The following is a 26,311-nucleotide window of genomic DNA, read 5'->3' as shown; positions in this document are numbered from 1 at the left end:
CCCGATCCCAAGCCCCAAAAGCGAATCGGGAACCGGACTAGCGCGTCGCGCTGTTCCGATTCCCGATTCTCCATTCCCGATTCCCGGCTTAATTCGCCTTGTGAATCGCGCGCTTGTCGACCGCCATCGCCGCGTCGTGGATCGCTTCCGACAGGGTCGGGTGGGCGTGGCAGATGCGGGCGAGGTCGTCGGCGGAGCCCTTGAACTCCATGGTCAGCACGCCTTCGTGGACCAGCTCGGAGACGCCGACGCCGACCAGGTGCAGGCCGAGCACGCGGTCGGTCTCGGCATGGGCGATGACCTTGACGAAGCCGGCCGGCTCGCCCATGGCCACCGCGCGGCCGATCGCCGCGAACGGGAAGCTGCCGGTCTTGTACGGCACGCCGTCGGCCTTGAGCTGCTGCTCGGTGCGGCCGACCCAGGCGATTTCCGGCTCGGTGTAGATCACCCACGGAATGGTGTCGAAGTTGACGTGGCCCGGTAGGCCGGCGATCAGTTCGGCCACGGCGATGCCCTCCTCGAAGCCCTTGTGCGCCAGCATCGGGCCGCGCACGCAGTCGCCGATCGCCCAGACGCCGTCGACGCCGGTGTGGCAGTGATCGTCGACTTCGATCTGGCCGCGCTCGTTGAGCTTCACGCCGGTGCCGTCGGCGAGCAGGCCCTTGGACGCGGCGCGGCGGCCGACGGCCACCAGCAGCTTGTCCACGACCAGTTGCTGGTCGGCCTTGCCGTCGTTGTAGGTCAGGTGGACTTCATCGCCCTTGACCTCGGCCTTGGAAACCTTGGCGCCGAGCTTGATCTCCAGGCCCTGCTTCTTGAATTCCTTGGCCGCGGTCTTGGCGACCTCGGCGTCGGCGACGGCGAGGAAGTCGGGCAGGGCTTCCAGGATGGTGACCTCGGCGCCGAGGCGCTTCCACACGCTGCCCAGTTCCAGGCCGATCACGCCGGCGCCGATCACGCCCAGGCGCTTGGGCACCGCGGTGAAGTCCAGCGCGCCGACGTTGTCGACGATCTTGTCGCCGTCGAACTTGGCGAACGGCAGCTCGATCGAATCCGAGCCGGCGGCGAGGATGACGTTGGTGCCCTTGAGCTCGACCTCGGAACCGTCGTGCTGCTTGACCTTGACCACGTTGCCCGGATGCAGGGTGCCGAAGCCGTAGTACGGGGTGACCTTGTTCGCCTTGAACAGCATCGCGATGCCGCCGGTGAACTGCTTCACGATCTTGTCCTTGCGACCGACCATGGTGCCGACGTCGATCTTGGCGTTGTCGGCGCTGATGCCGTGCTCGCCGAACAGGTGCTGCAGGTTCCAGAACTGGCGCGAGCTGTCGAGCAGCGCCTTGGACGGAATGCACCCCACGCGCAGGCAGGTGCCGCCCAGGGCCGGCTTGCCGTCCTTGCCCAGCGCGGCGTCGATGCAGGCGGTCTTCAGACCGAGCTGGGCGGCGCGGATGGCGGCGTGGTAGCCGGCCGGACCGGCGCCGATGACGACTACGTCGAATTGTTGTTGTTCGCTCATGCTTCGCTCACGGGAATGGGGAATGGGGAATCGAGAATCGGAAAGGCGGGAACGGGGCGGGCTCTTGCGATTCCCTATTCCCCATTCCCTATTCCCGGCTTCTTACATTCCCAGCAGCATGCGGTGCGGGTTTTCCAGCTGGTTCTTGATGTCGACCAGGAACAGCACCGCGTCCTTGCCGTCGATGATGCGGTGGTCGTAGGACAGCGCGATGTACATCATCGGCGCGGCGACGACCTGGCCGTTCTCGACGATGGCGCGTTCCTTGATCGCGTGCATGCCGAGGATGGCCGACTGCGGCGGGTTGACGATCGGGGTCGACATCAGCGAGCCGAAGGTGCCGCCGTTGGTGATGGTGAAGGTGCCGCCCTGCAGGTCTTCCAGCGCCAGCTTGCCGTCGCGGGCCTTCTTGGCGTAGTCGCCGATGGCCTTCTCGATGTCGGCGAAGCCCATCCGCTCGACGTTGCGCAGGACCGGGGTCACCAGGCCCTTGTCGGTCGACACGGCGATCGAGATGTCGGAGTAGCCGTGGTAGATGACGTCGTTGCCGTCGACCGAGGCGTTGACGATCGGATGGCGCTGCAGCGCGTTCGCCGCGGCCTTGGCGAAGAAGCTCATGAAGCCCAGCTTGACGCCGTTGGCCTTCTCGAAGGTCTCGCCCAGCTCCTTGCGCATGGCCATGACCTTGCCCAGGTTGACTTCGTTGAACGAGGTCAGCATGGCGATCGAGTTCTTCGACTGCATCAGGCGCTCGGCGATGCGGGCGCGCATGCGGGTCATCGGCACGCGCTCTTCCGGACGCAGGCCGGCGGCCGCGCCGACGCCGCCGGACTTGGCGTAGTTGACGATGTCTTCCTTGGTCACCGCGCCCTTGCGGCCGGTGCCTTCGACCTGGGCGGCGTCGACGCCCTGGACGTTGGCGGCGAAGCGCGCGCCCGGCGGCAGCTGGTCGTTGGCCGAGGCGGCGGCCGGAGCGGCCGGCTTGGCGGCTTCGGTCTTGGCCGGGGCCGGGGCGGCTGCGGCCTGAACCGGAGCGGCGGGCGCGGCGGCGGCGACGGCGCCGGCCTCGACGATCGCGATCAGCTGCTGGCTGGTCACGGTCGCGCCTTCCTCGAACTTGATTTCCTTGAGCACGCCGTCGACCGGCGAGGGCACTTCGAGCACGACCTTGTCGGTTTCCAGATCGACCAGGTTCTCGTCGCGCTTGACCGCATCGCCCGGCTTCTTGTGCCACGTCGCGATCGTGGCGTCGGAGACCGACTCGGGAAGGACGGGGACTTTGATCTCGGTGCTCATGGGGCAGGCATCCTGGATTGCTTGTATGTGGGTATGCGTAAGGGGTACGACTCGAAGAACCAGCGCCTTATTCGGCGCTGGACTCTCCTTGCAGCGAATTGACCAGCGCGTCGGCGACCAGCTTGGCCTGCTCGGCGACGTGGTCGGCCAGATGGCCGGCCGCCGGCGACGGCGAACGGGCGCGGCCGGCGTAGTGCAGGGCCTGCTTCGGCGCCAGGCAGGCGCTGAGGTGGTGGCGGATCTGATACCACGCGCCCTGGTTCTGCGGCTCTTCCTGGCACCACACCACGTCCTTGGCGGCGCTGAAGCGCTTGAGCTCGGCGGCGAGGGCTTCGCGCGGGAACGGGTAGAGCTGCTCGACGCGGACCAGGGCGACGTCGTCCAGGCCGTCCTTCTGCGCCTGTTCGAACAGGTCGTAGTAGACCTTGCCCGAGCACAGCACCACGCGCTTGACCTTCTTGGCGTTGGCCGCGTTGTCCGGGATCAGGTGCTGGAACTCGCCGTTGGCCAGTTCGTCCAGGCTCGACACCGCCAGCTTGTGGCGCAGCAGCGACTTGGGCGTCATCACCACCAGCGGCTTGCGCGTGCTCATGCGCATCTGCCGGCGGATCATGTGGTAGGCCTGGGCCGGGGTGGTCGGGGCGCAGACCAGCATGTTCTCCAGCGCGCACAGCTGCAGGAAGCGCTCCAGGCGCGCCGAGCTGTGCTCGGGGCCCTGGCCCTCGTAGCCGTGCGGCAGGAACAGGGCCAGACCGCACAGGCGGCCCCACTTGGCCTCGCCCGAGGACAGGAACTGGTCGATCACCACCTGGGCGCCGTTGGCGAAGTCGCCGAACTGCGCTTCCCAGATGTCCAGGGTCATGGGATCAGCGGTCGAGTAGCCGTACTCGAACGCCATCACCGCTTCCTCGGACAGCAGCGAGTCGATGATGGTCACGTCGGTCGGGTTCTTGACCAGACGGCGCAGCGGCATGACGTACTCGTCGGTGCTCTGCTCGTGCAGGATCGCATGGCGGTGGAAGAAGGTGCCGCGGCCGCTGTCCTGGCCGACCAGGCGCAGCTTGTAGCCTTCGCTGAGCAGGGTGGCGTAGGCCAGGTTCTCGGCGAAGCCCCAATCGCCGGCCTGTTCGCCGGCGGCCATCTTGCGCCGGTCTTCGTAGATCTTGGCCACGCGCGGATGCAGCTTGACGCTGTCCGGAACGGCGTTGATCTCGACCGCCAGGGCATCGAGCCTGCTGCGCTCGAACTTGGTGTCGACCGCGTCGCTGAGCTTGCCCGACAGGTACTTGGACCAGTCGATGGTGAACTCGTCGGGCTTGACCTCGACCAGCTCGGTGGTGACCGCGCCGGCGTCGAGCTTGTCGCGGTACTGGTCGACCAGGGCCTGGGCCTCGTCGGCCTTGAGCGTGCCTTCGGCGACCAGCTGCTCGGCGTAGAGCTCGCGCGGGGTCTTGTGCTTGCGGATCACCTGGTACATCAGCGGCTGGGTCGCCGCCGGCTCGTCGGCCTCGTTATGGCCGTGGCGGCGGTAGCAGACCAGGTCGATGACCACGTCGCGGCCGAAGCGCTGGCGGAAGTCCAGCGCCAGCTCGGCGCAGAACACAACCGCTTCGGGGTGGTCGGAGTTCACGTGCAGGATCGGCGCGCCGACCATCTTGGCCACGTCGGTGCAGTACAGGGTCGAGCGGGCGTCCTGGCGCTCGCTGGTGGTGAAGCCGACCTGGTTGTTGATCACCACGTGGACCGTGCCGCCGACCGCGAAACCGCGCGCCTGCGACATCTGGAACAGTTCCATGCCCACGCCCTGGCCGGCGAACGCGGCGTCGCCGTGGAGCAGGATCGGCAGGACCTGGGCGCGGCCCTTGTCGCCGCGGCGGGTCTGGCGCGAACGCACGCTGCCGGCGACCACCGGGTTGACGATTTCCAGGTGCGAGGGGTTGAACGCCAGGGCCAGGTGGACCGGGCCGCCCGGAGTGGCGACGTCGGCGCTGAAGCCCATGTGGTACTTCACGTCGCCGGTGTGGGCGTGCTCGTCGTGGTCGAACTTGCCTTCGAACTCGTCGAACAGCTTGCGCGGCGGCTTGCCGAGGGTGTTGACCAGGACGTTGAGGCGGCCGCGGTGGGCCATGCCGATGACCACGTCCTGCACGCCCTGTTCGCCGGCGCGGCGGATGGTCACGTCCATCAGCGGGATCAGCGCGTCGCCGCCTTCCAGCGAGAAGCGCTTCTGGCCGACGTACTTGGTACCCAGGTAGCGCTCCAGGCCGTCGGCCGCGGTCAGCCGCTCCAGGATGCGCTTCTTGTCCTCGGCGGTGCGGCCGAACTTGCCGCCGGCGCCTTCCAGGCGCTCGTACATCCAGCGGCGCTGCTCGGCATCGGCGATGTGCATGAACTCGGCGCCGATCGGGCCGGTGTAGGTCGCCTTGAGCAGGGCGAGCAGGTCGCCGAGCTTCATCCGTTCCTTGCCGGCGACGCCGCCGGTGGAGAACTCGCTGCCGGTGTCGCTTTCGGACAGGCGGTGGAAGCCCAGCGCCAGGTCCGGCGCGTCGGGCTTCTGCAGCAGGCCCAGCGGGTCGATGTTGGCCGCCAGGTGGCCGCGCGAGCGGTAGGCGGTGATGACCTTGCCGACCGCGCGCTCGCGCTCGTCGCTGCCGCCGCCGGCCGCGGCGGTGACCACGCCGCGCGAGGCGGCGCGGCCGGCCGCGGCGATGCTCTCGATCGCCGCCGAATGCGGGACATCGCCGGCTTCGCGGCCCTTGAAGCCGTCGAAATAGGCTTTCCATTTGGGCCCGACGCTGTCGGGATCGACCAGGTACTGCTCGTACAGGTCTTCGATGAAGGCGGCGTTGGCGCCGAGTTGCGAGGACTGCGAAAACTGCTTCAGGAGACTGTCCACGATGGCATCGGGAAACTCAGGGGGAGGTTCGGAAGCGGCGTCGCGCGCACGCGGGCGGCGGTCGGCGCTCATAAGAATCGGAAGTATAACGGTAGTGTTAAGGCCAGCGGCATAACTACTTACGTCTAGGCGGCCGTTTCGGGCCGTTATCGGCCCCTGCGCGGGATACGGACCGTTCCGGCAATGCGCTGGAGTTTGGGGGCCGTCGCCGGCTTTCAAGCCGGGGCGGCGCGGCGGCGCGGGCGGCCGGCGCGGTTTAGCCGGGCCTCAGATTCGCGGACTGGGGCCCATCACCGTCAAATCCCCAGGGCGCGGAACTCGCTGCAGGGCCGGGCGCGCTCCCAGACCGGCAGGAAGTGCGCGCGCAACTGGCGGGCGCGGGCGCCGCCGTCGATCCGGGCTTCGCCGTCGTAGCGGTGGCCGAGCGGGCGGAAGTACCAGCCGTCGCGGTCGTTGACCAGGTAGGCCGAGGCGTAGTCCAGGTCGACCGGCTCCTCGATCGCGCGGAATTCGAAGCCGCTGGGCAGGCGCTGGGCCAGGCCCAGCAGCGGCGCCAGGGCGCGCTGCGGCGCCTGCGGGTCTTGCAACAGGATCCGGCTGCGGCCGCCGTCGGTGGCCAGCCGGCGCAGCGCGGCCAGAGCCTCGGGGCGGTCGAGCAGGCCGGGGTCGAGCTCGCGGCTGTAGATCCACAGCTCGCGGCGAGCGCCGGCGGCGGCGCCGAGCAGCGCCGCCAGGGCGGCCTCGGCGTCCTCGACCGGGCTGGGGCCGTCGAGCTGGCGCTGCATGTCCTGGTGTTCGATCCCGGCTTCGAAGAAGCGCGGGCCGTGCGGCAGGAAGCCCTGGCGGGCGTAGAAGCCGACCGTCGGCGCCTGTGCGTGCAGGTTCAGCCGGCGCCAGCCCAGCGCCGCGGCCTGGGCGATCAAGGCCTGCAGCAGGGCCTCGCCGACGCCGCGGCCGCGCCAGGCGGCCAGCACCGCGAGCCGGCCGATGCGCCGGTCCGGGGTCAGCCGGCCGGTGCCGATCGGGCGGTCCTGCGCGTCCAGGGCCAGCACGTGCCGGCATTGCGGGTCGCCGGCGAGGTCGTGTTCCAGCTCGGCCGGGACCTGCTGCTCCTGCACGAACACCGCCTCGCGCACTGCGCGCAGGGCCGGCAGGGCGGCGGCGTAGTCCTCGACCTCGACCACCCGGAACCCGGCGCTCATTGTTCTTCTCCGTCCCCGTCCGGGCCGGCGTCGGCCTCGTCTTGATCTTCGTCTTCGTCCAGGCCGAGCCGGTAATGGCCGCCGGCGATCAGCGCCAGCACGCACTCGCGCCCGGCCTCGGACAAGGCCGAGTAGGCCGCGGCGTCGAGTTCGGCCGCGCCGGCCAGGGCCTGGGCGTCGCGCGCGGGCAGGGCGAATTCCTGGCCGCTGACGTACAGCCGCGCGGCGGAGCCGCGGCGGTGGGCGCGGCGCCAGGCCATCCGCGACCAGGGGTGGCGCCACAGGCCGGCGCCGCGCTCCAGGTCCCATTCGATCTCGATCCGCGAGCGCGCCGGCGCGCCGCCCGCGGAGACCTCGCCGGCGGCACGGTAGACGGTGATGAAGCGGCCGAACCAGTCGCCGAGGCGGTCGGGATCGTTCATCCGCAGCACGTTCAACGCTTCCACCACCCGGCCCATCGCGGTGGCGTCGATCTCGTTGGGGTCGCGCGGCGGCGCCAGGTCCGGATCGGCGTAGCGCAGGCTTTCGTCGGCCTCTGCGGCGAGGGTGTCGATGTAGTCGCCCATCAGCTCGGCCGCGGACGGCGCGCGCATGCCGACCGAGAAGGTCAGGCAGGCGTCCTCGGCGACGCCGTGGTGGGGCACGCCGGGCGGCAGGTAGAGCATGTCGCCGGGACCGAGCACCCAGTCGTGGCTGGGCTCGAATTCGCGCAGCAGCTTGAGCTCGGCGTCGGGGCGGAAATCCTGCGGCGCGCCGGGGCGGGCGTCGATCTGCCAGCGCCGGTGGCCCTGGGCCTGGAGCAGGAACACGTCGTACTGGTCGGTGTGGGCGCCGACCGAGCCGCCCGGCGCGGCGAAGGAGACCATGATGTCGTCGATCCGCCAGCGCGGCAGGAAATCGAACGCCGGCAACAGCGCGGCGACGTCGGCGTCCCATTTGTCGACGTCCTGCACCAGCAAGGTCCAGTCCTGGGTCGGAAGGCCGGGAAACTCGGCTTCGTCGAACGGGCCGTGGCGCAGCGAGTAGCGATCGCTGGCGCGGTCGTGCTGGATGAGCCGCGCCAGCACGCCGTCTTCGCAGGCCAGGCCGGCCAGGTCTTCGGGCTGGATCGGCGAGCGGTAGCCGGGGAAGGCGTTGCGGATCAGCAGCGGGCGTTTTTGCCAGTAATCGCGCAGGAAAACCGCGGCGGACATGCCCAACGGCGGGCGTCGCGCGGCGTCTATTTCGAGGGGGAGCGGTCGCATGGGCGCGAAGTCTACGCCAATGCCGCCGCCGCGACCGTTACCCGGGTCGGGGCCTCAGCGTTGCGGCAGGGCCTGGCCCAGTTCGCGTTCGCGGCGCTCGATCTCCTCGCCGAGGTCGCGCGCGGGCGCGGCGCCGGCGCCGCCCTGGGCGGCGCGCAGCCGGGCAAGATGCGCCGGCTCCTGCGGCAGGCGCAGGCCGCGCGCGGCGAGCAGGGCCTGGCAGCGCTGCTGCCACTGCGCCAACTGCGGAAACTTGCCGGCGTCGACCGGCCACCAGTAGACGTTCTCGACCACCGGCTGGGCGCCGACACGCTGCGGGTCGGCGGCGTGGTCCAGGCGATGGCCGGGGTCCGCGCCGCGTTCCAACAGCCAGTGCGCCTTGTCGAACTGGCCGCGCGAGTAATAGGCCAGCAAGGTGTCGCCGCGGCGGTCGTGGGCGACCGCGTCGACTTGCGCGCCGTGTTCGATCAGCAGGCGCACGTTGTCCCAATGCCCGGCCAGCGCCGCGACCCGGGTCAAGGGCTGGCGGTCCAGGTCGTGCGCATCGGGGTCGCCGCCGTGTTCGAGCAGGGTGCGCAGCAGCTCCGGCCGCTCGGCCTTGGCCGCCCAGACCATCACCGTGCCGAGCGCGGGCACGGCGCGATTGGGGTCGGCGCCAGCGTCGAGCAGGGCGGCCGCACCCTCGGCGTTGCCATGCAGGATCGGCCAGGCCAGCAAGGGCAGGCCGCCGGGCGAAACCGCGTTGGGGTCGGCGCGCTCTTCCCTCGCCAGGCGCAGCACTTCGTCGCGGCGACCGGCCGCGGCGGCTTCGGCCAGGGCCAGTTCGGGGCCGCTGAAATGCTGCTCCAGGTGCGGGGTGGCGGTCATTGCGGTGGGCTCGGCGGCGGAATGAGGGAGGGCGGCGGGGGCGCGCTCGGCGCAGGCGCTCAGGCCCAGCAGTAGCGCCGGCCACAGCCAGCGGATGCGCTCGGCGGCGCTAAGGATGCGGACGGCATGCCGGCAGTGCATTCCGTCAGTATCGGCGCGAACGCGGCAAGGCGCGGTGCAGACGGGGCCGCGGCTGTCACTGCCCCAGCCGTTCGCGCAGCGCCGCTTCCTGCTCGCCGATGTGGCTGGCCATGGAATCGTCGAATACGCCGAAGCTGTGCCGGTCGACCATTTCCAGCACGCTCGGGATGGTGTCGGGCTCCAGCCCGGCCTCGAGCGCGGTGGCGACGCCGGTCTCGATCGCGTCGGTCGCGTCGGCGGCGAGGTCGCCGCCTTGCTCGACCAGATCGCCCAGCGATTCGATGCCGTCGCCCAGGGTCTCCACGCCGTCGCCGAACGCGCCGACGATCGCGCCGGCCGGGCCGGGCAGATGTTCGTCGATGAATTCGGTGCCGCTGTCGACCAGGTCGCCGAAGCCGCCGACGATATCGCCGAACAGGCCGCCGCCGTCGCCGACGGTCTCGGCCACGTCGCCGAGTTCGCCGATCGGCAACTGGTCGGAGGCGGCGTTGATCCCGTCGATGGTGTCTTCCAGCGAGACGATGTCCGGGCGCGGATCGCCCTGTTCGTCGGTGGCGTCCAGGGTCACCCGGCGCCCGACCGCATCGGGCAGGTTGAGCACGCCCTCGGCGGTGGCGTCGGTCGGCAGGCGGACCTCGTCCTGGAACCGGTTCGCCGCCAGGCCGACGCCGTTGAGGATCGCGGCGAAGCCGTCGGCGTTGTCGGCCGACAGGCCGCTGGTGGCCGCCTGCAGCTCGGTCAGCAGGTCGCCGTCGACCGCGTAGGTGGTGATGTTGCCGTCGGCCTGCTCGAAGCTCAGGCCGCGTTCGGCCAGCGCGGCCTCGACCGTGGCCGGATGCACGCCGGCCGGGTTGGACACCACGCCGCGGTTGCCGGTGACCAGGGCCGCGGCGGTGGCCAGGCCGCCGCCGAGCGAGTGGCCGCTGAAGACCACGTCGTCGCCGCCGTGCTCGGCGACCGACTGGGCGATGTCGATGGCCTGGTTGTAATAGGCCTCGTCGTTGCCGATTGCCTGGGCGACGTCGGCGTTGACGTCTTCCAGGTCGCCGAAATCGGTGCCTTCGAACTGCAGCACCGGCGCCGCGTCCGGCCCGAACACCGCCGGGTCGGGAATGAACAATTGCGCGTTGAAGCCCGAGCCCTGCGGATGCAGTTGCTCGGCGCTGAGCCCGTACTGCGCCAGTTGCGCATCGCTGGCGCGCTGCCAGCCCTCCGGCACGCTGTCGTCGGCGCCCAGCGAACGGCTCAGGGTCAGTACCTCGCGGTCGTGGTAAAGGGTCTGCAATTGCTCGGTCTGCTGCCACAGCGCGCCGTCGCGATCCTGCTGGGCCTGGGTGTAGCCCTGCACCAGCAGCTCGCGCTGCTGCGGGTCGGAGGTCGCCGCATCGGCGCGGGCCTGGATCTGTTCGGCGCTCAGCGCCGGCGGGGGCGGCGGCGGTTCGCGTTGCAGCAACTGCTCGACGACGCGGCTGACGGTACCGGCGATATCGCTGACGAAAGACATGGCGGCCTCGGCGAGCGGGATGAGACGGGCTGCCCGAATCTCGCCACAGCCTGCGCCGGTCCGCCATCCGGAGCGACCCGAGCTAGGGCCGACCCTAGGCGCCCGCTGCGGCCGGCGCGTCCTCGCCGGCGAGCTTCAGCCAGCGCAGCCCGGCCAGCGCAGCTCCAGTCGGCGCAGCTCCAGCCGGTGCAGCTTCAGCCGGCGCAGCTTCAACCAGTGATTTCGTCGTAGCCGCGGCCGAGGAATTGCAGCAGGCACCAGCCGTGGCCGAACGGATCGGCGATGGCGACGATCCGGCCCCAGTTCGCACTGCGGATCCGGCCTTCCTGGCGCGCGCCGGCGGCCAGGGCGCTGGCCAGGGCCGCGTCGAGGTCGGTCACCGCCACGTCGAGATGGATCGGCGACCAATGGCGGGCGTAGCGGCGGGTCTCGTCGCCGGCCGCCGGCGAGCCCTCGGGCTTGCGCAGCAGATAGATCGGCGCGGCGCCGCCGAGCAGTTCGATCGCGTCCGCACCGAGACGGCGGCCGATGTGCAGGCCGAAGGCGCGGGTGTAGAACGCCAGCGCGGCGTCCAGGTCGGGCACATCGATATTGATCAGTTGCTGCATCGGCTGGCTCCGCAGGCGTGAGGCCCGAGTGTGCGCAGCGCGGCGCTAAGGCGGCGTGGCGATGCGCGCCGCGCCGGTCCGGGCGCGGCGTGCAGGCTCGCGCTCAGGGCGCCGGGGCGGCTTCCTTGCGCAGCTGTTCCTCGAGCTTGCCGTTGCCGGACGCGGCGTAGGCCCGGCAGTAGCTGGCCGTGCCCTGCGGCGCCGGGCCCGGCGCGTCCAGGCGCGCGAGCAGGTTGCTGGCGTTCGGATGCGGGGTGACCAGGATGTCGCAGGGCAGGTCGGCGACGGTCTGGATGCTGCGCCGGAACGCCGCCAGCACGCCCGGATGCGCGGCCTCGTCGCTATATCTATAGGCCTCGTCGGTGAGCGGGGTGAGGCTGTCGGCGTAGGCGATCGCCTTGCAGTCGCCGGCCTCGTCGCAGGCGCGCCAGCTCCAACTGGTGCCGCCGGGGGTGTGGCCGGGCGTGGCGTGCGCGGTCAGCTCGATCGGGCCCAGGCGCAGGGTGTCGCCGTCGCCGATGCGCTGCACCGCGCGCACCGGCGCGAACCGCGACACGCTGAGGAACTGCGGGTCGCTGCGGTCGCCCTTGCCGCTTTGCAGCGCCGCGATCGCCGGCGCGCGCGCGACCACGGTCGCGCCGGTGACGCGCTGCAGATGGGCCAGGCCGCCGGCGTGGTCGTTGTGTTCGTGCGAGTTGAGCAGGTAGCGGACCTGGCGCGGGTCGATGCCGAGCGCACGGATGCTGGCCTCGATCAGCGGGCCGCCGCGTTCGCTGGCGCCGTCGATCAGCACATGACCCTGCGCGGAGGTGATCAACACCGCGCTGAGGCCGCAGGTGCCGACATACCAGGTGTTGCCGTGGATGCGTCGCGGCTGGGTCGGCTGGTTCCAGTCCGGATCGGCTTCGCAGGGCGCGAAGGCCGGGCCGGCGCTCGGGTCGGGCTTGGCCGGCGCGTGCGCGGCGCAGGCGGTCAACAGGCAGAGCAGGGAGGCGGCGGAAAAACCGGCACGCAATCGCATCGGCGGATCTCGGACGTCAGCACAGGGTCAGCCACTATGTTCGATCGGGCCGCGCAGCGAAACCGCCGGGTTTGTTCTTTTGGAGGAGCGGCGTGAGCCGCGACAGCCGAAGCGACGAACGCAAGCGACCTGTCCCGAAGCCGGATCGACCGGTTGCCGCTGGCTTCGGATGCCGACGTGGTATCCGCCCTCGTCGACGGTCGCGGCTCACGCCGCTCCTACAGTAGGCGAGGCCGCGCCGCCTCCGGGTAGGAGCGACGCGAGTCGCGACCGCGTGCCGCGCCGCTGTCCGCAAGCCCGCGGTCGCGGCTTGCGCCGCTCCTACCGGAGGCGTCCGCATCGCCTCAGGGAAGCGGCGGCTGCGCTCAGATCTCGCGCGCGAGCTGCTCGGCCAGGCCGGTGTAGCTGCCTGGGGTCATCGCCAGCAGGCGCTGCTTGGCCTCGGCCGGCAGGTCCAGCGAGGCGATGAATTCGCGCATCGAGGCCTCGTTGATGCCCTGGCCGCGGGTCAGCGCCTTGAGCTGTTCGTAGGGGTTGGGCAGGCCGTGGCGGCGCATCACCGTCTGCACGGCCTCGGCCAGCACTTCCCAGGACGCGTCCAGGTCGGCGGCCAGGCGCTCGGGGTTGGCGCTGAGCTTGCCCAGCCCGCGCTGCAGGGCGTCCAGGCCGATCAGGGCGTGGCCGAAGGCGGTGCCGAGCGCGCGCAGCACGGTCGAGTCGGTCAGGTCGCGCTGCCAGCGGCTGATCGGCAGCTTGGCGGTGAAATGCTCGAACAGCGCGTTGGCGATGCCGAAGTTGCCCTCGGCGTTCTCGAAGTCGATCGGGTTGACCTTGTGCGGCATGGTCGAGCTGCCGACTTCGCCGGCCTTGACCGCCTGCTTGAAATAACCCAGCGAGATGTAGCCCCAGACGTCGCGGCACAGATCGATGCAGATGGTGTCGATGCGGCGCTGGGCGTCGCAGAGTTCGGCGATGCCGTCGTGCGGTTCGATCTGGGTGGTGTAGGGCTGCCAGTCCAGGCCCAGCGAGCCGACGAAGCGCTGCGAGAACGCCGGCCAATCGATGTCCGGGTAGGCCGAGAGGTGGGCGTTGTAGTTGCCGACCGCGCCGTTGATCTTGCCCGGCATCTGCGCCCCGGCCAGGGTTTCGCCCTGGCGCTGCAGGCGCGCGACCACGTTGGCGATCTCCTTGCCGACCGTGCTCGGCGAGGCGGTCTGGCCGTGGGTGCGCGACAGCATCGGCAGCGCGGCGTACTCGTGCGCCATCGCGCGCAGCTTCTGGATCAGCTCGTCCAGGCGCGGCAGCAACACGTGCTGGCGGGCCTGGTTGAGCATCAGCGCGTAGCTGAGGTTGTTGATGTCCTCGCTGGTGCAGGCGAAATGGACGAATTCCAGGGCCGGGCCGAGCTCGGCGTCGTCCTTCAGCCGCTCCTTGATCAGGTACTCGACCGCCTTGACGTCGTGGTTGGTGGTGCGCTCGATCTCCTTAACCCGCGCCGCGTCCTCGATCGACAGCTCGTCGGCGAGCAGGCGCAGGCGCGCGGCCGCGGCCTCGGAGAACGGCGCCAGCTCGACGATGCCCGGTTCGTTGGCCAGCGCCAGCAGCCACTCCACCTCAACCTTGACGCGGGCCTTGATCAGGCCGAATTCGGAGAAGATCGGCCGCAACGCGTCGACCTTGCCGGCGTAGCGGCCATCGAGCGGGGACAGGGCGAGCAGGGTGGTCTTGGGGTCGGCGGACATGGCACGCAGCGGGGAGGAAACAGTCCGCCATTCTACCCCCTGCGCGGCCCGCGCCGCCCGCAGCCGCCGACGCCGGCCCCACGACGGGGCCGGCGAGGGGCCGCGGACGGACCGCCGACAGGCCGAATCGGGCGTCAAGCGCGCACGCACTCGACGCCCGCCGATGCCGCGGCGATGATGGCGCCCGCCAGCGGAATCCGATGCCAGCACGACGACCTCGTTCACGACCGCCCCCTTACGGCCGGTCTTGAAGCGAGTCGATGCGATCCGATCGACACGACGCGCGGCGCAGGCGGCGCGTCTCCCCCACGACTCAATGGAGTTGGCAATGGCGAGCAAACGCAAGACCCCGGCCGCGGGCGCGGCCGGCAAGCAGGACAAGGCGCCGGGCACGAAAGCGGCCCGCGGCGGGAAAGCCGGCAAGACGGCCGGCAAGACGGCCCAGGCCGCGGCGGGCTTCCGCATCGAACACGACAGCATGGGCGAGCTCAGCGTCCCCGAGCAGGCCCTGTGGGGCGCGCAGACCCAGCGCGCGGTGCAGAACTTCCCGATCTCCGGCGTGCCGATGCCGCGCGAGTTCATCCGCGCCCTGGCCCTGGTCAAGGGCGCCGCGGCCGAGGTCAACGGCGGCTTCGGCCTGCTCGGCAAGGCCCAGGCTGCGGCGATCCGCGCCGCCGCCGCGCAGGTCGCCGCCGGCGAGCACGACGCGCAGTTCCCGATCGACGTGTTCCAGACCGGCTCGGGCACCTCGAGCAACATGAACGCCAACGAGGTCATCGCCACCCTGGCTTCGCGCAGCGGCCGCCAGCCGATCCACCCCAACGACCACGTCAACCTCGGCCAGAGCTCCAACGACGTCATCCCGACCGCGATCCGGGTGTCGGCGCAGCTGGCGACGGTGGAGACCCTGCTGCCGGCGCTGGCGCATCTGCGCAAGACCATCGAGCGCCGTGCGCGCGAGCTGTCCAAGGTGGTCAAGACCGGCCGCACCCATCTGATGGACGCGATGCCGCTGACCTTCGGCCAGGAGTTCGGCGCCTGGGCGGCGCAGCTGGACTCGGCGCAGCAGCGCATCGAGGACAGCCTCAAGCGGCTGCGCCGGCTGCCGATCGGCGGCACCGCGATCGGCACCGGCATCAACGCCGATCCGCGCTTCGGCAAGGCCATGGCCAAGGCCTTGTCGGCGGCGACCGGCACCCGCTTCGAGTCGGCCGGCGACAAGTTCGAAGGCCTGGCGGCGCAGGACGACGCGGTCGAACTGTCCGGCCAGCTCGGCGCGCTGGCGGTGGCGCTGAGCAAGATCTCCAACGACCTGCGCTGGATGAACTCCGGTCCGTTGGCCGGCCTGGGCGAGATCGAACTGCCGGCCCTGCAGCCGGGCAGCTCGATCATGCCGGGCAAGGTCAACCCGGTGATTCCCGAAGCGCTGGCGATGGTCTGCGCCCAGGTCGTGGGCCACCACGCCGCGATCACCGTGGCCGGGCAGAGCGGCAATTTCCAGCTCAACGTGATGCTGCCGCTGATCGCCTACGACCTGCTCGATTCGATCCGCCTGCTCGGCAACGCGATGCGCCTGCTCGCCGACAGCGCGATCGCCGGGCTGCGGGTGCGCGAGGAGCGGGTGCGCGAAGCGCTGGACCGCAATCCGATCCTGGTCACCGCACTCAATCCGATCATCGGCTACGAAAAGGCCGCGGCGATCGCCAAGCGCGCCTACAAGGAGGGCCGGCCGGTGCTGGAGGTGGCGCTGGAGGACAGCGGCCTGAGCGAGAAACAACTGCGCCGGCTGCTCGACCCGGCCGCGCTGACCCGCGGCGGAATCCAGGCCGGCGGGGGCGGCGCCGGCGGCTGAATGTGCCCGACGGCCTTTATCGGAAAATGTTCGGAGATTTAGTTTCGCGACTCAGGTGGTATTTTCCATTACCGCCGCTTGGATATCCTCGCCGCACGCAAGGGGGGATATTCGCAGGCACTGGCGCGGATAAACTCGACCCCGGCGGCGCAGGACCGGACGCGGATGGAACCGCCGCCGGGCCGGCCGTCGTGACACACTCGCGCGTCTACGCCGGCCCCGGCGCAGGCGCCGATCCGGCGGCGCAAGCCGCCGGGCCCGCCGCGGAAGCACGGCGTCGGCGATCGGTTATTGAGCGGTAATCGATGCGCAACGGCCGGGTTATCTTTGCGGTTTATGCTTTTCGCCCGAACGGCGCCGTATCTGCCGCGCGGGCGATTTTCCCCCGACCCCCGGACTCGATCCGGTCGCCATAACCAGGAGCTTCGCTCATGAAATCCACCCATTTGCTGCGCTACGCCGCCGTCCTGTCGCTGCTCGTCGGCACCACCGCCTGCAACCCGCAGCTCGAGCCGGAAGGCGATGAGATCCATGTCGATCTCAGCGCGCAGGCCGCGCCCGCCGCGGCGCCGGCGGCCGACGACGCCCGCGCGGCGGGCTGAGCGAGCTGGGTCCGTCCGGAGGGCCGAGGCCCTCCGGACGAATCCGCGCCGCCGGCTTCGGCGGCGTTTGCGCGCCGGCGCGCGGCCGGCCCGGGCCGGGTCCGTCGGCCGGGGCGGCTGCCCGCGACGGCGCGCCCCGCGGAGCATGCGCAGCAGCCAGCGGCGACGACGATCGTCGCTTTCCCGGGTTACTCTTTGCCGCCGCAGGCGCCCTGGCGCCGGTTCGCGCCCCGCCGGTCGCGGCAGCGGACCCTGATCGCGGCGGTTGCAACGGGCACCATCGGATTACGTGCATGGATCGAGCGGCGTGGCGCATCGGCGGGGCAGGACTCGCGCTGTTGTGCCTGATTCTGGGGTGGTGGAGCCCGCTGCGGGCGCAGACCGCTTTGCCGCCGCCGGCCGCCGAGCTGGCGGTCGCGCGCTGGACCGGCGCCGAAGAACCCGCGCTGTGGCAGGTCCTGTCCGGCGCGGCCGCGTCGGGTTTCGCCGAGGTCGAGGACGGCCGGCTGATTCCGACCGCGCGCCGCGAAGTCGGTTGGTGGCGCCTGGTCGCGCTGCGCGACATCGCCCCGGGCAACGCGCCGCAACTGGTGCTGACCCCGCCGCACCGCAAGCGGGTCGAGCTGTGGCGACCCGGCGACAGCGAGCCATTGGCGCGCGCGATCTACGGCGACGACGCCGACTACAGCCACTCGACCCGGTTCCTGGTGTTTCCGCTGCCGCAGGGCCTGCGCCGCGGCGACGCCTTGTACCTGCGCATGATCGCCGCCGACGTGGTGCCGTCGCAGGTTTCGATTTTGCCCGGCCAGGAGGTTTACCGCGGCGACATCGTCTATGTCGCGGTGCGCACCTTCGTGCTGACCGTGCTCGGCCTGATCGCGGCGCTGGCGTTCGGCCTGTGGATCGGCCTGCGCGAGCGCGGCTACGTGTTCCTCGGCCTGACCCTGGCCAGCCAGATGCTGGCGATGGCGATCGAGGGCGGCGAGATGCGCGCCTGGCTGGAACTGGGGCCGCTGACCCTGGACCGGCGCATGGACATCATCCTCAACACCGCGGCGGTGATCGCTTCGCTGCGCTTCTTCAGCCTGTTCCTGCGCCTGCGCGAGCTGCAGCCGCGCGCGGCGCGGCTGCTCGACGGCTGCTGCCTGCTGCTCGGCGGCCTGATCGCGGTGACCGTGTTCAAGACCTGGCCCTACAGCGGCAGCTTCGGCAACCTGGTGCTGTTGGCGGCGATCGCGGTGGTGCTGTACGCGATCGCCAACGCGGTGTGGCGGCGCCAGCGCGAAGGCATGTTCCTGCTGGTCGCTTGGAGTCCGCTGATCATCAGTCTGGTGGCCCTGGTCGGCGCCTACCAGCGCTGGTGGCCGATGTACCGCTGGCTGGAGTTCGCCTTTCCCTCCAGCCTGGCCTTCAGCGGCCTGGCGCTGCTGTTCGGCCTGACCTCGCGCCTGCGCCAGCTGCGTCACGACCGCGACCGCGCCCAGCACCGCGCGTCCTACGACGCGCTGACCGGGGTGCTGGCGCGTACCGCGCTGGAGGAGGCGCTGGCCGCGGCGGTGGCGCATGCGCAGCGCAGCGGCGAGGCCTTGTCGGTGCTGTTCCTGGACATCGACCATTTCAAGCGCATCAACGACGAGCACGGTCACCGCGCCGGCGACGAGGCCCTGCGCATCGTCGCCCTGCGCGCGCGCAACCGCTTGCGCCGCGGCGATCTGTGCGGGCGCTACGGCGGCGACGAAATGGTCGCGGTGCTGATCGGCGCGGACCTGGACGAGGCGCTGCGGGTGGCCGAGCACATGCGCCTGTCCTTGAACGATCACCCCTTGTCGATCGAGGGCCGGCTGATCCCGATCGCGTTGAGCCTGGGCGTGGCCGAACTGCGGGCGGGCGAGAGCGGCGAACAACTGCTGCGCCGCGCCGATGCGGCCTTGTACGCCAGCAAGAGCGCCGGCCGCGACCGGGTCAGCGCCGACCGCGGCGCAGCGGGCGTGGCCTCGGTCGCCGGCGCGGCCTGATCGAGCAAGCCCGACCAGGGCGGTTGGATGACAGAAGTCCCGGCGCGCGGCATAGTGCGCGCGCGGGCTGGGAGCGCCCGTACGACACAGGCCGGTGCCCGCACCGGCCGCCGAGCGCGGCGCCGCCCCGGATCCATGCCGGGCATGGCGCGCGGCCGCCCGGCATGGCCGCTACCCACGACAAGGACTCATCCATGAATCGCGTCATTTCCCGCAAGCCCTCCGCCGCTTTCGTCGGCGCGTCCTGGGGCGCACTGCTGCTCGGCGCAACGGCCTTCCTGATCGGCCTGTGGAACGCCGACATGCTGCTCAACGAGAAGGGCTATTACCTGACCCTGCTGCTGTACGGCCTGTTCGCCGCGGTGTCGGTGCAAAAGAGCGTGCGCGACAGGATGGAGGGCATTCCGGTCACCGGCCTGTACTACGGCCTGGCCTGGTTCTCGATGGTCGGCGCCTTGTTGCTGTTGTTCGTCGGCCTGTGGAACGCGCAACTGTTGCTCAGCGAGAAGGGCTTCTACGGCATGGCCTTCGCCTTGAGCCTGTTCGGCGCGATCGCGGTGCAGAAGAACACCCGCGATTCGTCCGGCCGCGATTACGAAGACTGAGGCCGCGTCGTCGCCAGCGGGCGCCGTTCGGCGCCCGTGGCGTGCGCCTCAATGCTTGCAGTCGTCGACCGAATCGGCGTCGAGCACCGCGAACGGCTGGAACGCCGGCAGGGCGCCGACGAGCTCGTCCTGGGCGGTGCGCAGCGACGCCATGCGCTCGCACAGGCGTAGCGCCTGGCGTTCGACTTCCTTGGCATCGGCCTCGACCTTGCGCTCGATCGACTCGGTATCGCCCTGGGTCAGGCCGGCGACGACGTTGCCGACCGCCTTGCCGGCCAGGGCCGCGCCGGCCTTGCCGACGGCGATGCCGTCCTGGGTCATGCCCATCGCCTGGACGTAGTAGCGCCGGCTCGCCGCCAACTGCGCCGGATCGAGCGAGACCGCTTGGCCGTCGATACGCAAGGCGCCGTCGGGGCCGATCTCGGCGCGCACGCCGCCCTGGCCGCGGACCTGGATGCGGTCGCCGGACAGGCTGACCGGCGCGATCACGTGCACCTCGGGCGTGCCGTTCGAGCAGCCGCTGCCGGCGGCGGCAACGAGCAGGGCCAGACACAGCGCGGACACGAACGGAAGTTTCATCGCCAAAATTCCTGGGTGGGGTACTTAAGGGGTAGGGGACGCCGCAAGCGGCGTCAGTCGTCGCTGGGCACGTCGACCCGGCCGACGACGCCGGTGTGCTTGACCGCGCCGCTGCCGACCGAACGCACGCGCAGGTCGCCGCGCACGTCGCGCACTTCCAGATCGCCCGAGCCGATCCGCTCCAGGCTCACCGAGCCGCCGACGCGTTCCAGGGCGACGTCGCCGGAGCCGATCGAGCCGAGCTTGGCGTCGCCGCCGATGCCGCGCGCGAGCAGGTCGCCGGAACCGAGCGAAATCACCTGCAGCGAGCCGATATCGTCCAGCTCGACATCGCCGGAGCCGACATCGGCCACGGTCAGGCCGCGCACCTGGCGCGCCTTGATGTCGCCGGAGCCGACGTCGACGCTCAGCGCCGCGACCCGGGCGACATCGACGTCGCCGGAGCCGGTCTTGAGCTGGACCCGGGCGCTGTCGGGCAGGCTCGCGTGCAGGACCATGTAGGCGTAGCGGTTGAACGACAGACTGAGCTTGGACTCGTGCTCGGCGCGCACGATCAGCTTGTCGCCGGCGCGGCGCTGGCTCAGGCGCAGCCCGGCCAGGTCGGCGGCGCTGGAGGCGCAGGCCTTGCCGCGCACTTCGGCGCGGGCGCCGGGCGCGCCGACGATGTGCAGGTCGTCGGAACCGGTCTCGAACACCACCGCCTTGACTCCGGCGAGGTCGAGCTTGAGCTCGCGCGGCTGGCTGTGCTCGCAGTGCCGCTCGGCCTGGGCCGCCAGCGGCAGCAGGGCCAGGGCGAGCAGGGCGGGAACGAAACGGATCGGGGCGACGGTGGGGCGCATCGGAAGCTCCAGGGATGGGTGGAAGTTCGATGGATGCGGCGCAAGCCGCGATGGTTGCGTGGCGGAGACTCGGAGACTCGGAGACTCGGAGGCGGGTCGGCGGCGGCCTGCGCGACCGACGATCTTTCCGGCAAGGCCCCGCCGCGCCGGAGGCGGGCGGGGCCGCGGGGCTCAGCCCTCGTCGCGCCAGCGGCGCAAGCGGATCGCGCCGTAGACCATGGCCGCGCCGAGGATCGCGCCGATCCACAGGTCGGCCGTGCCCAGGGCGTGCAGGCTGCTGCCCAGTTCGATCGAGCGGGCCAGGTCTTCCGGGCCGTGGATGGCCGAGTCGCGGACGTGCTCCATGCCCGGGCTCAGGTACCAGCTCGCCGGAACCATGCTCAGCAGGCCGCGGAAGGCGACGGCGTACCAGATCTTGTCGTGCGGGATCTCGATGCCCGGCAGGACGTCGAGCCAGCTGACGAAGATGCAGGCCAGCAGCGGCGCGACCACCGCCCAGACGAAGGGCACGCTGCGGGCCCAGGCCGAGCACAGCATCAGCCAGCCGATGGTCGGCAGGGCCCACAGGGCGTACACCGGCACCGCGCACAGCAACTGGAAGATCAGCCGGAACGGATGCGCTTCGGTGAGCAGGGCGCTGGCGCCGGGGACGCCGTTGATCACCATCGCCAGCCACGAGATCAGCCACAGCACCGCGCCGACCACCAGACCGATCGCCATCGTCAGCAGCGGCGCCAGGAGCAGGGCCCAGGCCAGCTTGGACAGCACCGTCTGGGTGTCGGAGACCGGCAGCGACTTCCAGAACAGGATGCTGCGGTCCTTGCGCTCGTCGTAGATCGAGCCCAGGGCGTAGAAGAACACCACGAACACCAGCACGATGCTGACCATGCCGATGCCGCCGAGCAGGGCCACGTCGCCGGCGAAGCCCGCGTCGGAGCCGGCGCCAACGCCGATCCTGACGTTCTCCAGGTCGATTTCGCCTTTGCTGACGGCGCTGCGCAGCATCACGGTGCTGGCGACCACCCCGAGCAGGGTGAACACGATCGCGATGGCGCCGACGATCGACGGCGCCCACAGGAAGCCGCCGCGGTGTTCCCAGTACTCGCGCTTGAGCAGCATCTTGAAGGTCTGCAGGCTCGGCGTCGCGGCGATCGCGCGCGGCGCGGCGGGCGAGGGGGCGAGGATGTCGTCTGCGGCGTTCATGCGTAGGTTCCCTTCATGGTGGCGACGAACAGGTCGGCCAGGCCCGGGGTGCGGGTTTCGCCGAGCCCGTCGAGCTGCGCGGCCGGAATGCCGTCGAACAGCATCACGGTCTTGCCGAACGGCAGCGCGCGTTCGTCGATCGGGCCGAGGTTGCGCGCGTGCACGGCCTGGTCGGGGTTGACCAGCACCTCGACGAACCGCTCGCCGAGCACCTCCATCTGGCTGTCCAGCACGACCTTGCCGTCGCGGATGAACATCACGTCGGTGAGGATGTGTTCGATCTCCTCGACCTGGTGGGTGGTGATCAGGATGGTCTTGTTCTCGTCGAAGTAGTCTTCCAGCAGGCGCTGGTAGAACTGCTTGCGGTACAGGATGTCCAGGCCCAGGGTCGGCTCGTCCAGCACCAGCAGGCGGGCGTCGATCGCCATCACCAGCGCCAGGTGCAGCTGCACGATCATGCCCTTGGACATTTCGCGCACGCGCAGGTTGGGCTTGAGCTGGGTGCCGTGCAGGAAACGCTCGCACTTGGCGCGGTCGAAGCGCGGATGCACGCCGGCGACGAAGTCGATCGCCTCGCGCACCCGCAGCCAGCGCGGCAGCACCGCTACGTCGGCGATGAAGCACACGTCGCGCATCAGGTCGTCGCGCTGGGTGCGCGGGTCGCGGCCGAGCACCGACAGATCGCCGTCGAACGCGATCAGGCCGAGGATGGCCTTCAGCGCGGTGGTCTTGCCGGCGCCGTTGGGACCGATCAGGCCGACGATGCGGCCGGCCGGGATGTCGAAGGCCGCATCGTCGAGCGCCAGCTTGCTGCGATAGCGCTTGCGCAGGTTGCGCGCGGTGACGATGTGGCCCGGGTCGATGCGGATGGCGTCGGTCATGGCGAGCCCGCCTTCTGGTCGTTGCCGCCGCCGAGCAACTCCTCGGTGCTCAGGCCCAGGCGCTGGATGCGCTCCAGGACCAGCGGCCATTCTTCTTTCAGGAAGCGTTCGCGCTCGTTGAGGAGCAGTTTCCTTGCGGCTTCTTCGGTCACGTACATGCCCAGGCCTCGGCGTTTTTCGACCAGCGCCTCGTCGGCCAATTCCTGATAGGCGCGCGAGACGGTGATGGGGTTGAGTTGGTATTCGGCGGCCACCTGCCGCACGGACGGCAGGGCATCGCCCGGCTTGAGCACACCGTCGAGCATCATCGCGACGACGCGCTCCTTGAGCTGGCGATAGATCGGAGCGCCGTCGCTCCATTGGATTGCGGTCATGGTTCAGCCCCGCGGCAGGAAGGAGAAGTAAGGCATGACGAGGTTCCGTCGGTTGCGGCGCGCGGCCTTCCCGGCCTTGCGCTTGCTTTCGGTGCTGGCCGGCTCCGCGGCAGCGGGGGATTCCAGGGTCGAGGCGATCGCGGCCAGGTCGGCGACTTCGCCGGCCATGCCGGTGGCGAAGGCCAGGGCCGCGCCGTCGCGTTCCAACTGCTCGGCGCGAGCGCCGATGCGGCCGGCGACCCGGGCCAGGTCGCCGCTGCGGGCGCGGGCGCGCTCGACATAGGCGGAGTCGAAGCGGACCCGGGCCTGGACCAGGCCCAGGTCGAGTTCGAGCGGGCGGCTCTGCGCGGCGGCGAACTGCCCGGCCGGGGCGCTCGGCGCCGGCAGGGCGATCACCAGGCCCAGGACCAGGGCGCCGCCGGCGGCCATCAGGGCCGAAATGGAGTTATGGAGCTTGCGGTTCATGCGAACGTCCTGCTCGTTAGTGGGCCGGTGTTGTATGCAACTATAACACCTAAACACGTCGCGTCAATCGCCGCCGGCCCAACTAAAGTCATACTTGCCCGCACCGCCCGGTCCCGACCGGGCCTGCCCCTTGCGACGGAGCCTGTTCATGTCCCAGACCCCGCTGTTTCCCGCCGTTTCGCGGCCTCGCCCGGCGCGCCGGGCGGCCCTGGCCGCGCTGTGCCTGACCGTGCTGGCGGCCGGCGCCGCCGCCGCGGCCAGCGCCGGCCTGCTCGACCGCAGCTTCCGCCCGCTGGCCGGCAAGACGCCGGTCAACCTGCAGGCGCAGTACGGCGGCCAGGTGCTGCTGGTGGTCAACACCGCCAGCAAATGCGGCTTCACCCCGCAGTTCGAGGCCCTGGAAGGCCTGCAGGCCAAGTACAAGGCGCGCGGCTTCGCCGTGCTCGGCTTTCCCTCCGGCGACTTCAAGGCGCAGGAATTCGACGACGAGAAGCAGATCCAGGAGTTCTGCACCCTGACTTACGGGGTCAAGTTCCCGATGTTCGAGAAGGTGCATGTGGTCGGCGAGCAGGCCACGCCGCTGTACCGGGACCTGGCCCGCAGCGCCGGCGAGGCGCCGAAGTGGAACTTCCACAAGTATCTGGTCGGCCGCGACGGCCGGCTGATCGCCAGCTACGGCAGCAAGACCGCGCCGAACGACCCGGCGCTGGTCGCGGCGATCGAGCGCGCCCTGGCCGCGCCGCGTCCGGCCGCGGTGGGCCGGCGCTGAGCCGGCCCGGCGGGATTTGCGCGCGCGGTCGGGTTTCGGCCGCGCGCGAGCCGCTAGGGTGCGGAACTTCGCAGCTTGAGCGACGTCACACTGGAACATTGCCGCCATAGCGCCGGCCCGCGACAATGACGGGCTTGCGCCGGACTGCGGCGTATCGATACACCACCAGGACTGCAACCAGGAGCAGGACCCCGATGAAGGCTTTCGTGCGCGGCGCGGCCGTGTTGATCACCACTGCGACGCTGTTCGGCGGCGTCGCCTCTGCCCAGGAAAAGACCGTGCTCGCCAACGATCGCGAAAAAGTCAGCTATGCCATCGGCCTCGACGTGGCCAGTTCGCTCAAGCCGGTCGGACCGGACCTGGATACCGCCGCGTTCGAGCGCGCGGTCAAGAACGTGTTCGACGGCGGCAAGCCGCTGATCGGCCAGGACGAGGCGCGCAGCGTCGACCAGGCCCTGCGCGCGCGCATCGCCGCCCGCGACGGCAAGCCGGTGCCGGGCCAGGCCCCGGGCGCCAAGCCGCCGGAAGTGGCCAAGGACAAGGTCGGCCTGCTGATCGGCACCTACATGGTCGGCCCCTCGCTGCAGCAGATCAAAGCCGAGATCGAGCTGCCGGTGCTGGTGCAGGCGCTGCGCACCTCGCTCAGCGGCGGCAAGCCGCTGCTCGCCGAGGGCGACGCGCGCACCGTGCTGACCAACTTCAGCGAGCGCCTGCAGGCCAAGATGAAGGCCGAGGCCGCCGTCGCCGGCGAGACCAACCGCAAGAAGGGCGCCGAGTTCCTGGAAGCCAACAAGAAGGTCAAGGGCGTGTTCGTGACCGGCTCGGGCCTGCAGTACATGGTGCTGCGCCAGGGTTCGGGCGAGCGTCCCAAGCCGACCGACAAGGTCAGCGTCAACTACAAGGGCACGCTGCTCGACGGCAGCACCTTCGACAGCTCCTACGACCGCGGCCAGCCGGCCGAATTCCCGGTCAACGGCGTGATCCAGGGCTGGCAGGAAGGCCTGGCGATGATGCCGGTGGGCAGCAAGTTCAAGTTCTGGATTCCGGCCGAACTGGCCTACGGCCCGTCGGGCGCGCCGCCGAAGATCGGCCCCAACGCGACCCTGGAATTCGAAGTCGAACTGCTCGACATCCTCTGACCGGTCGCCGCGCAGACTCGTTGCGTTCAGCTGCCGGCTGGCAGTTTGTGCCGCCGGGCCGGTTCCCATTCCGTTTCCGCTTTTCCGTATTCAGGAGTGCAGTTTGATGAAGCCTTTCATGCGTAACACCGCCTTCGCCGTGGCCGTGGGTTCGATGGCGCTGTTCGCCGCCGGCTGCAACCAGGCCGGCAAGCCGGGCGACAAGCCGGCCGCCGACGCCAAGGCCGCGACCGAGGCCAAGGGCGCCGAGGTCAAGGCGATCGGCGGGATGAAGACCGAGAAGGAGCAGGACAGCTACCTGATCGGCATGGACATGGGCCGTTCGCTGGAACTGCTGAAGGACGACCTCGACCTGGCCGTGCTGCAGAAGGCCATGCAGGCCAACATCAAGGGCGACAAGCCGCTGCTGAGCGACGAGGAAGCGCGCCAGATCCGCGAGCGCCTGCAGAACAAGGTGCGCACCAAGCAGATGGAAAAGATGGTCGCGATGGCCAAGACCAACCAGGAAGAGGGCGACAAGTTCCTCGCCGCCAACGGCAAGAAGCCGGGCGTGGTGACCACTGCTTCGGGCCTGCAGTACCAGATCGTCAGCGAAGGCAAGGGCGCCAAGCCCAAGGCCAGCGACACCGTGCGCGTGCATTACAAGGGCGCGCTGCTCGACGGCAAGACCTTCGACAGCTCCTACGACCGCAACGAGCCGGCGGTGTTCCCGCTCGGCGCGGTGGTGCCGGGCTGGCAGGAAGGCATCGCGCTGATGCCGGTCGGCAGCAAGTTCAAGCTGTGGATCCCGAGCAAGCTCGGCTACGGCGAGCAGGGCACCCCGGGCGGTCCGATCGGCCCGAACGCCACCCTGGTGTTCGACGTCGAGCTGCTCGACATCGTCAAGCCGAACGCGCAGGGCGCCGAGTCGGCCGCGATGGGCACCCAGCCGCCGCAGCAGAAGTGAGC

General features: G+C 70.4%; 23 protein-coding genes. 7 read left to right on the top strand and 16 right to left on the bottom strand.

What is annotated here, in order from left to right; genetic code table 11:
• Positions 1-88: 88 nt before the first annotated feature.
• The 10 genes from lpdA to purB form a co-directional block, all read right to left on the bottom strand.
• Positions 89-1,519 carry a dihydrolipoyl dehydrogenase gene (lpdA, locus tag K4L06_RS18665; protein WP_221672826.1) on the bottom strand — a complete coding sequence of 477 codons (1,431 nt, stop codon included), beginning with the start codon at positions 1,517-1,519 and terminating at the stop codon, positions 89-91.
• Between the two features lie 102 nt (positions 1,520-1,621).
• Positions 1,622-2,815 carry a dihydrolipoyllysine-residue succinyltransferase gene (gene sucB / locus K4L06_RS18660; RefSeq protein ID WP_221672825.1) on the bottom strand — a complete coding sequence of 398 codons (1,194 nt, stop codon included), beginning with the start codon at positions 2,813-2,815 and terminating at the stop codon, positions 1,622-1,624.
• Between the two features lie 67 nt (positions 2,816-2,882).
• The gene (locus K4L06_RS18655) at positions 2,883-5,711 is read right to left on the bottom strand and encodes a 2-oxoglutarate dehydrogenase E1 component (RefSeq protein ID WP_343225783.1); all 2,829 of its coding nucleotides are present in this window, start codon (positions 5,709-5,711) and stop codon (positions 2,883-2,885) included.
• Positions 5,712-6,007: 296 nt separating this feature from the next.
• On the bottom strand, positions 6,008-6,913 hold the full coding sequence (locus K4L06_RS18650; RefSeq protein WP_221672823.1) for a GNAT family N-acetyltransferase: 906 nt from the start codon (positions 6,911-6,913) through the stop codon (positions 6,008-6,010).
• Entirely contained in the window at positions 6,910-8,157 is a 1,248-nt protein-coding gene (locus K4L06_RS18645) for a cupin domain-containing protein (RefSeq protein ID WP_221672822.1), read from the bottom strand. The genes K4L06_RS18650 and K4L06_RS18645 overlap by 4 nt, the downstream gene beginning before the upstream one ends.
• Positions 8,158-8,211: 54 nt before the next feature.
• The gene (locus K4L06_RS18640; RefSeq protein WP_221672821.1) at positions 8,212-9,024 is read right to left on the bottom strand and encodes an ankyrin repeat domain-containing protein; all 813 of its coding nucleotides are present in this window, start codon (positions 9,022-9,024) and stop codon (positions 8,212-8,214) included.
• 196 nt (positions 9,025-9,220) lie between these two features.
• Positions 9,221-10,669 carry a lipase family protein gene (locus K4L06_RS18635; protein WP_221672820.1) on the bottom strand — a complete coding sequence of 483 codons (1,449 nt, stop codon included), beginning with the start codon at positions 10,667-10,669 and terminating at the stop codon, positions 9,221-9,223.
• A gap of 209 nt (positions 10,670-10,878) precedes the next feature.
• A complete protein-coding gene (locus K4L06_RS18630; protein WP_221672819.1) occupies positions 10,879-11,277 on the bottom strand; it encodes a VOC family protein in 399 nt (132 codons plus the stop codon).
• A gap of 103 nt (positions 11,278-11,380) precedes the next feature.
• Positions 11,381-12,298: a subclass B3 metallo-beta-lactamase gene (bla, locus tag K4L06_RS18625; protein ID WP_221672818.1), complete on the bottom strand. Its 918-nt coding sequence runs from the start codon at positions 12,296-12,298 to the stop codon at positions 11,381-11,383.
• Between the two features lie 365 nt (positions 12,299-12,663).
• Positions 12,664-14,040, bottom strand: coding sequence for an adenylosuccinate lyase (gene purB, locus K4L06_RS18620; RefSeq protein ID WP_221672817.1), 1,377 nt, complete (start codon positions 14,038-14,040; stop codon positions 12,664-12,666).
• Between the two features lie 328 nt (positions 14,041-14,368).
• Between purB and K4L06_RS18615 the strand changes: the two genes are divergently transcribed.
• The 4 genes from K4L06_RS18615 (at position 14,369) to yiaA (ending at position 19,114) form a co-directional block, all read left to right on the top strand.
• Complete coding sequence (locus K4L06_RS18615) at positions 14,369-15,892, top strand: class II fumarate hydratase (protein ID WP_221672816.1); 1,524 nt, start codon at positions 14,369-14,371, stop codon at positions 15,890-15,892.
• A gap of 431 nt (positions 15,893-16,323) precedes the next feature.
• Positions 16,324-16,494 (top strand): hypothetical protein, encoded by a 171-nt coding sequence (locus K4L06_RS18610; protein ID WP_221672815.1) that lies wholly within the window; start codon positions 16,324-16,326, stop codon positions 16,492-16,494.
• Between the two features lie 293 nt (positions 16,495-16,787).
• Positions 16,788-18,509, top strand: a complete 1,722-nt coding sequence (locus tag K4L06_RS18605; protein ID WP_221672814.1) for a diguanylate cyclase — start codon at positions 16,788-16,790, stop codon at positions 18,507-18,509.
• 194 nt (positions 18,510-18,703) lie between these two features.
• A complete protein-coding gene (yiaA, locus tag K4L06_RS18600) occupies positions 18,704-19,114 on the top strand; it encodes an inner membrane protein YiaA (protein ID WP_221672813.1) in 411 nt (136 codons plus the stop codon).
• 48 nt (positions 19,115-19,162) lie between these two features.
• Here yiaA and K4L06_RS18595 read toward each other — a convergent pair whose 3' ends face one another.
• The 6 genes from K4L06_RS18595 to K4L06_RS18570 form a co-directional block, all read right to left on the bottom strand.
• Positions 19,163-19,693 (bottom strand): DUF2884 family protein, encoded by a 531-nt coding sequence (locus K4L06_RS18595; RefSeq protein WP_221672812.1) that lies wholly within the window; start codon positions 19,691-19,693, stop codon positions 19,163-19,165.
• Between the two features lie 53 nt (positions 19,694-19,746).
• Complete coding sequence (locus K4L06_RS18590; RefSeq protein ID WP_221672811.1) at positions 19,747-20,532, bottom strand: DUF4097 family beta strand repeat-containing protein; 786 nt, start codon at positions 20,530-20,532, stop codon at positions 19,747-19,749.
• A 171-nt stretch (positions 20,533-20,703) separates the two neighbouring features.
• Positions 20,704-21,651: an ABC transporter permease gene (locus K4L06_RS18585; RefSeq protein ID WP_221673686.1), complete on the bottom strand. Its 948-nt coding sequence runs from the start codon at positions 21,649-21,651 to the stop codon at positions 20,704-20,706.
• Positions 21,652-21,731: 80 nt separating this feature from the next.
• A complete protein-coding gene (locus K4L06_RS18580) occupies positions 21,732-22,616 on the bottom strand; it encodes an ABC transporter ATP-binding protein (RefSeq protein ID WP_221672810.1) in 885 nt (294 codons plus the stop codon).
• On the bottom strand, positions 22,613-22,990 hold the full coding sequence (locus K4L06_RS18575; protein ID WP_221672809.1) for a GntR family transcriptional regulator: 378 nt from the start codon (positions 22,988-22,990) through the stop codon (positions 22,613-22,615). Before K4L06_RS18575 ends, K4L06_RS18580 begins: the two co-directional genes overlap by 4 nt.
• A gap of 3 nt (positions 22,991-22,993) precedes the next feature.
• Positions 22,994-23,455, bottom strand: a complete 462-nt coding sequence (locus K4L06_RS18570; protein WP_221672808.1) for a hypothetical protein — start codon at positions 23,453-23,455, stop codon at positions 22,994-22,996.
• A 148-nt stretch (positions 23,456-23,603) separates the two neighbouring features.
• Between K4L06_RS18570 and K4L06_RS18565 the strand changes: the two genes are divergently transcribed.
• The 3 genes from K4L06_RS18565 to K4L06_RS18555 all read left to right on the top strand — a co-directional run bounded on the left by K4L06_RS18565 (position 23,604) and on the right by K4L06_RS18555 (position 26,309).
• Positions 23,604-24,224 (top strand): glutathione peroxidase, encoded by a 621-nt coding sequence (locus K4L06_RS18565; protein ID WP_221672807.1) that lies wholly within the window; start codon positions 23,604-23,606, stop codon positions 24,222-24,224.
• Positions 24,225-24,418: 194 nt separating this feature from the next.
• The gene (locus K4L06_RS18560; protein ID WP_221672806.1) at positions 24,419-25,363 is read left to right on the top strand and encodes an FKBP-type peptidyl-prolyl cis-trans isomerase; all 945 of its coding nucleotides are present in this window, start codon (positions 24,419-24,421) and stop codon (positions 25,361-25,363) included.
• 118 nt (positions 25,364-25,481) lie between these two features.
• Positions 25,482-26,309, top strand: coding sequence for an FKBP-type peptidyl-prolyl cis-trans isomerase (locus tag K4L06_RS18555; protein WP_221672805.1), 828 nt, complete (start codon positions 25,482-25,484; stop codon positions 26,307-26,309).
• The last annotated feature ends 2 nt before the right edge of the window (positions 26,310-26,311 follow it).

The organism is Lysobacter sp. BMK333-48F3 (assembly GCF_019733395.1).
Classification (GTDB): domain Bacteria; phylum Pseudomonadota; class Gammaproteobacteria; order Xanthomonadales; family Xanthomonadaceae; genus Lysobacter.
The sequence above is the reverse complement of the archived record's forward strand: the minus strand, read 5'-3'. Positions and strand labels throughout refer to the sequence as shown.

Bases quoted from the DNA above. Each gene is read 5' to 3' on its own strand.
- lpdA (WP_221672826.1), bottom strand. From the start codon at position 1,519: ATGAGCGAACAACAACAATTCGACGTAGTCGTCATCGGCGCCGGTCCG.
- sucB (WP_221672825.1), bottom strand. From the start codon at position 2,815: ATGAGCACCGAGATCAAAGTCCCCGTCCTTCCCGAGTCGGTCTCCGAC.
- K4L06_RS18650 (WP_221672823.1), bottom strand. From the start codon at position 6,913: ATGAGCGCCGGGTTCCGGGTGGTCGAGGTCGAGGACTACGCCGCCGCC.
- K4L06_RS18645 (WP_221672822.1), bottom strand. From the start codon at position 8,157: ATGCGACCGCTCCCCCTCGAAATAGACGCCGCGCGACGCCCGCCGTTG.
- K4L06_RS18640 (WP_221672821.1), bottom strand. From the start codon at position 9,024: ATGACCGCCACCCCGCACCTGGAGCAGCATTTCAGCGGCCCCGAACTG.
- K4L06_RS18635 (WP_221672820.1), bottom strand. From the start codon at position 10,669: ATGTCTTTCGTCAGCGATATCGCCGGTACCGTCAGCCGCGTCGTCGAG.
- K4L06_RS18630 (WP_221672819.1), bottom strand. From the start codon at position 11,277: ATGCAGCAACTGATCAATATCGATGTGCCCGACCTGGACGCCGCGCTG.
- bla (WP_221672818.1), bottom strand. From the start codon at position 12,298: ATGCGATTGCGTGCCGGTTTTTCCGCCGCCTCCCTGCTCTGCCTGTTG.
- purB (WP_221672817.1), bottom strand. From the start codon at position 14,040: ATGTCCGCCGACCCCAAGACCACCCTGCTCGCCCTGTCCCCGCTCGAT.
- K4L06_RS18615 (WP_221672816.1), top strand. From the start codon at position 14,369: ATGGCGAGCAAACGCAAGACCCCGGCCGCGGGCGCGGCCGGCAAGCAG.
- K4L06_RS18610 (WP_221672815.1), top strand. From the start codon at position 16,324: ATGAAATCCACCCATTTGCTGCGCTACGCCGCCGTCCTGTCGCTGCTC.
- K4L06_RS18605 (WP_221672814.1), top strand. From the start codon at position 16,788: ATGGATCGAGCGGCGTGGCGCATCGGCGGGGCAGGACTCGCGCTGTTG.
- yiaA (WP_221672813.1), top strand. From the start codon at position 18,704: ATGAATCGCGTCATTTCCCGCAAGCCCTCCGCCGCTTTCGTCGGCGCG.
- K4L06_RS18595 (WP_221672812.1), bottom strand. From the start codon at position 19,693: ATGAAACTTCCGTTCGTGTCCGCGCTGTGTCTGGCCCTGCTCGTTGCC.
- K4L06_RS18590 (WP_221672811.1), bottom strand. From the start codon at position 20,532: ATGCGCCCCACCGTCGCCCCGATCCGTTTCGTTCCCGCCCTGCTCGCC.
- K4L06_RS18585 (WP_221673686.1), bottom strand. From the start codon at position 21,651: ATGCTGCTCAAGCGCGAGTACTGGGAACACCGCGGCGGCTTCCTGTGG.
- K4L06_RS18580 (WP_221672810.1), bottom strand. From the start codon at position 22,616: ATGACCGACGCCATCCGCATCGACCCGGGCCACATCGTCACCGCGCGC.
- K4L06_RS18575 (WP_221672809.1), bottom strand. From the start codon at position 22,990: ATGACCGCAATCCAATGGAGCGACGGCGCTCCGATCTATCGCCAGCTC.
- K4L06_RS18570 (WP_221672808.1), bottom strand. From the start codon at position 23,455: ATGAACCGCAAGCTCCATAACTCCATTTCGGCCCTGATGGCCGCCGGC.
- K4L06_RS18565 (WP_221672807.1), top strand. From the start codon at position 23,604: ATGTCCCAGACCCCGCTGTTTCCCGCCGTTTCGCGGCCTCGCCCGGCG.
- K4L06_RS18560 (WP_221672806.1), top strand. From the start codon at position 24,419: ATGAAGGCTTTCGTGCGCGGCGCGGCCGTGTTGATCACCACTGCGACG.
- K4L06_RS18555 (WP_221672805.1), top strand. From the start codon at position 25,482: ATGCGTAACACCGCCTTCGCCGTGGCCGTGGGTTCGATGGCGCTGTTC.